The sequence below is a fragment of the Gordonia phosphorivorans genome (genome assembly GCF_042432625.1).
Lineage (GTDB): Bacteria > Actinomycetota > Actinomycetes > Mycobacteriales > Mycobacteriaceae > Gordonia > Gordonia phosphorivorans.
In genome coordinates, this window is record NZ_JBHLWV010000048.1 from 1 (window position 1) to 3626 (window position 3626).

5 protein-coding genes are annotated in these 3626 nt (G+C 65.7%); 2 read left to right on the plus strand and 3 right to left on the minus strand.

The features are described 5' to 3' along the window. Window positions 1-61: 61 nt before the first annotated feature. Window positions 62-1054 carry a hypothetical protein gene (locus ACFFJD_RS16755; RefSeq protein ID WP_382366244.1) on the plus strand — a complete coding sequence of 331 codons (993 nt, stop codon included), beginning with the start codon at window positions 62-64 and terminating at the stop codon, window positions 1052-1054. Window positions 1055-1065: 11 nt separating this feature from the next. Beyond that, window positions 1066-2043: a GAF domain-containing protein gene (locus tag ACFFJD_RS16760; protein ID WP_382366246.1), complete on the plus strand. Its 978-nt coding sequence runs from the start codon at window positions 1066-1068 to the stop codon at window positions 2041-2043. A 29-nt stretch (window positions 2044-2072) separates the two neighbouring features. Here ACFFJD_RS16760 and ACFFJD_RS16765 read toward each other — a convergent pair whose 3' ends face one another. From ACFFJD_RS16765 to ACFFJD_RS16775, 3 genes are all read right to left on the minus strand, one after another. Continuing rightward, complete coding sequence (locus ACFFJD_RS16765) at window positions 2073-2426, minus strand: hypothetical protein (protein WP_382366248.1); 354 nt, start codon at window positions 2424-2426, stop codon at window positions 2073-2075. Between the two features lie 120 nt (window positions 2427-2546). Then, entirely contained in the window at window positions 2547-2771 is a 225-nt protein-coding gene (locus ACFFJD_RS16770; protein ID WP_382366250.1) for a PE domain-containing protein, read from the minus strand. Between the two features lie 190 nt (window positions 2772-2961). After that, window positions 2962-3327, minus strand: coding sequence for a hypothetical protein (locus ACFFJD_RS16775; protein ID WP_382366252.1), 366 nt, complete (start codon window positions 3325-3327; stop codon window positions 2962-2964). Window positions 3328-3626 lie beyond the last annotated feature (299 nt).

The following is a 3626-nucleotide window of genomic DNA, read 5'->3' on the forward strand; positions in this document are numbered from 1 at the left end:
AGATTCCTCGAAGGATCACACGGTGACCGCTCCCGCTCCGAGCAACGACACGCTGCTCGTCATGGTCCCGGTCACCGGGCTACACCACTCTATGGGGCACTACTCGATGGTGTGGAGCGACGGCAAGGCTGTGGACTGGTCGCCCGCGGCCCTGCCCGGCATCGATGACCGGTGGCTACCGCAATTGCAGGCCGCCCTGTCGAGCCGCAGTCACCAGTCGCTGACTGTCACCGCCGCCGACTGCGAGGAATACCACGTCGCGATCTACCCGGCCGACAGTCCAACCTCACCGGCCTACGGGGCCGCGGTATGGGTCGGGCGCAAACACGAGCCGCCACCAACGAAGGCCCGCCGGATCGCTGGCCTGTGCTGGGACCACCACAAAGGTGTGGCAGTGATCAGCCAGGCCCTGTTCGACATGACTAGCGGCGCCGACACTGATCGGCCGGACAGTTTCCCGCACACCCGGAAACCGCAAACCTTGACCCGCAAACTGGTGGCCGCCCCCGACGTCGAACCAGTTGTCCTGCAAGCCTGCATGAACCCGACTGCCGGCACCATCAGCGGCGCTGTGTCCATCCTGCATGACCACGGCCACCTCATGAATTGGCGCCTCAACGCCGTCGTCGACCCCTCCTCACGCATATCGCTGATCGGAGTGATCCACGATGTCACCGACACCGACGACACCCCGCCGCCCCTTGACCTCCGCTACCGGCAGACCGCTGGTACCGCAATCCTCACCCACACTGAACCCTCCGACACTCCCGTCCTCGCCGAGGTCATCACTACCCGCCATCCCTGGATGCACCAGACGTGTCCTGCCCGGCAACTCATTCACGCCGATGACACCAACGAGCTCGCCGCAGCCTCAGCACTGATCCGTGTCGACGCCTCCGCTGAACCGGTGGTGCAGGTGCGTGTCCGCGGCCTCGACGACGCATGGGTTCTCGGTGACGTGCTCCTCACCCGCTACCCCACCCACACTCTCGCCGCTGACAGGATGCGACTGCTCTACTTCCATCCCGCCAACCGCCAGGAGATCGACGCGTGACGCAGTGGCATGTGATCGAAACCCTCGCCTCTGGGCAAAGCAGTCTGGTCTGGTCGCGCGGCCGGCGCACCGAATGGCAGTCCGTGGGCGCACTAGCTCGGCGCACCGAAGTCAACCCCGCTCCGGTGGTCGACCGCATCCGGGCCACCAGCGAACCTGTCGATGCGATCGTCACCGGTGTTCGCGGGGAGCAGCGCCGCATCATCGCCGTACCCACCATCGGCCCCGACGGTCTCGTCCACGCTGTCAGCCTGCGCATCACCAGCCCCGACGATGACCCCGCCACCGATCCGGCCCCACGTCTAGGCGCGATGACCTTCGATCCCAGCACGTACACGATCGCCCAGACGGCGGACAGCTACATGATGACCTCCAACTCCCCGGACCCGGCGGCGTGTGTGCGGAAACCGGGTGTGTTCTTGCGGAAGGTCTTCGCTTTCGATGCGGTCGCTGAACTCACCGATCACTGCCTCAACCCTGCGGGGCGGCCCATGTTCCGCGGCACGCTCGGCATCAAGCATGACAACGGGTCGTTGCTGTCCTTTCACGGCGTGAGTCGCTTCGACGCCAGCACCGGCCGTGTCCGAGGATTCGCTCACGACATCACCGACCACGAACCGTTGGCACTGAACCCGGAGACCTTGCTGAACATCTCCCCGGCCGCGACCAGCAATTCCGCAACAGTGCTCATCGGTTTTCCGGCCGACGAACAGTTCGCGCCGGTCCCGTCGTACTGGGTGACCCCCCGGCCGGCCGCATTGCATGACGTTGACCACGCCGGCCCTAACCGGGTGCACCCTGATGACGTGCCCAAACTGCTGCGAGTGCAGCAACTACTGGCTGGCGCCGCCGACAGCAATGCCAGCCTGTGCCTGCAGGTACGCATTCACGGTCGCGACGGCTGGGTGCTGTGCTCCCTACAGTGCGCACGCTGGCCTGGGGCCAACATCAACTCGGCCATCCTGATGTGCCAACTCACCACCACCTGACCAGCCTGCAGCCGGTCGGCGGGTGGCGGTCACCTTCCCGTCGGCTTCGCGATGATCCTGACCGCCACGAGTCCACGTAGCCAGCCGATCATGCACTCAGCGCCACCGGGGCGGCGACGCACTTTCATGCGCGGCAGCCACCACGTGGGCGGTCCGGTGTTGCACTGCAGATACAGCGATCGCTGGCCCGGCAGCTTTAGCTTCCGCGCCCGGCTGATCTGGCCTTCCTCCACGCGGGGGACCTCTGCGGTAAGCGCCCACCGGACGTCGCTGTCCTCAAATCCTTCATCCTTCTCGAGGGTGAGCACCGTTCCTTGCGGGTGCCGGATCTTCATGATCGTCCTGTCGTTCGACAGGGTTACCTCGTTGCGCGGGCCGATCACGGTAGCTCCTTGAATGTCGGCGGGTCAGCGGTGGATTCATCCTTCACTGACAGGCGTTTCCACTGCGGCGGGCCGCGCTGCCGGCCTGTCACCGGCAGTGCGGTCCGCCCTGATCGAGGCCTATTCGGCGTTGGGGAGCTCGGCGATGAACCGATCAAACTCGTCGACGGCCGCGCGCGTCGTCTCGGCGAACTCGCGGGCGGCAGTGAGTAGCGCCGCCGCCGCGGTGGCGCTGCCCGGATCGTTGCTGGGGGGAGCGACACCGGTCAGCACCGGCATCGCCTCGTCCATTGCAATTCGCAGTTCGTCGACACAGCTCTGCAGTGCCTTCTTCGGGTCGGTCATGGATCTCTCCTGTCGAAAGTGACTATGGCGGCTCGAGTATGGCAATGCGCCCCGACACGCACCGGGCGAAAAAGCCCCGCTGCTAACCCTGCTGGGCGGACAGCTGTTCTGCCTGCGCCAGGTACTGGCAGGTCTGCCACCAAACGCCCGCCACCGGGATCGGTGGCGGGCGGGCGTTGCGTGCTGACGACTACGCCGTGGCCACCGCGGCCGTGATGTTGGTCGGCAGGTCGACTTTGGACCAGCCCATACGTTCCACGACATGCGTGGTGTCGTCGACGACCAGAGCATCGCCGACGCTCAAGGACCGGCCTTTGACGGCGGTCAACAGGTCGGTGAGCCAGAGCAGATGTTCGGCGGGCTGGTAGTTCAGGGCGTCGTACAGCTGCTCCACGAGGTGCGCCTCCGGCATGTCTGCCGCTCCGGCGATCGGGAAGGCCAGGATCTCGACCATCGAATCCTCGGGCCTGTATCCCCGAACCCATGCCTCGTGGCGGCCAGCAGCGTCGAGCTGCTCGTTGTGCAGGACACGGATCTGACGAAATTGGAGATTCATGGTGGTGCTCGCTTTCAGTGGCGGGGCGGCTGGTGGTTCACTGACCAGTCGACCGCACGCCCCTTCCTGCTGCGGCACCACAACAACGCCCGCACTGCCGGCCCCTGCACAGACTTGAGCGCAGGCGGGGCGAGTCTCGGACAGTCGGGGTGCCGACACCTGGCACCCCGCGACCCTGCCTGCCGCCCCGATAAGGGCTCTTCGATCTTGAACGGGCAGTCCCTGGTCAGGGCGGTCGCGTGTCGTTGACGTGAAAGGCCCCTGACCTTCGTGATTCTGGATGTTGCGAAGCATTCAAG

What these genes read in the sequence shown, in the direction of transcription:
- ACFFJD_RS16755 (WP_382366244.1), top strand. Translation starts at nt 62, where the DNA reads ATGGTCCCGGTCACCGGGCTACACCACTCTATGGGGCACTACTCGATG.
- ACFFJD_RS16770 (WP_382366250.1), bottom strand. Translation starts at nt 2,771, where the DNA reads ATGACCGACCCGAAGAAGGCACTGCAGAGCTGTGTCGACGAACTGCGA.
- ACFFJD_RS16775 (WP_382366252.1), bottom strand. Translation starts at nt 3,327, where the DNA reads ATGAATCTCCAATTTCGTCAGATCCGTGTCCTGCACAACGAGCAGCTC.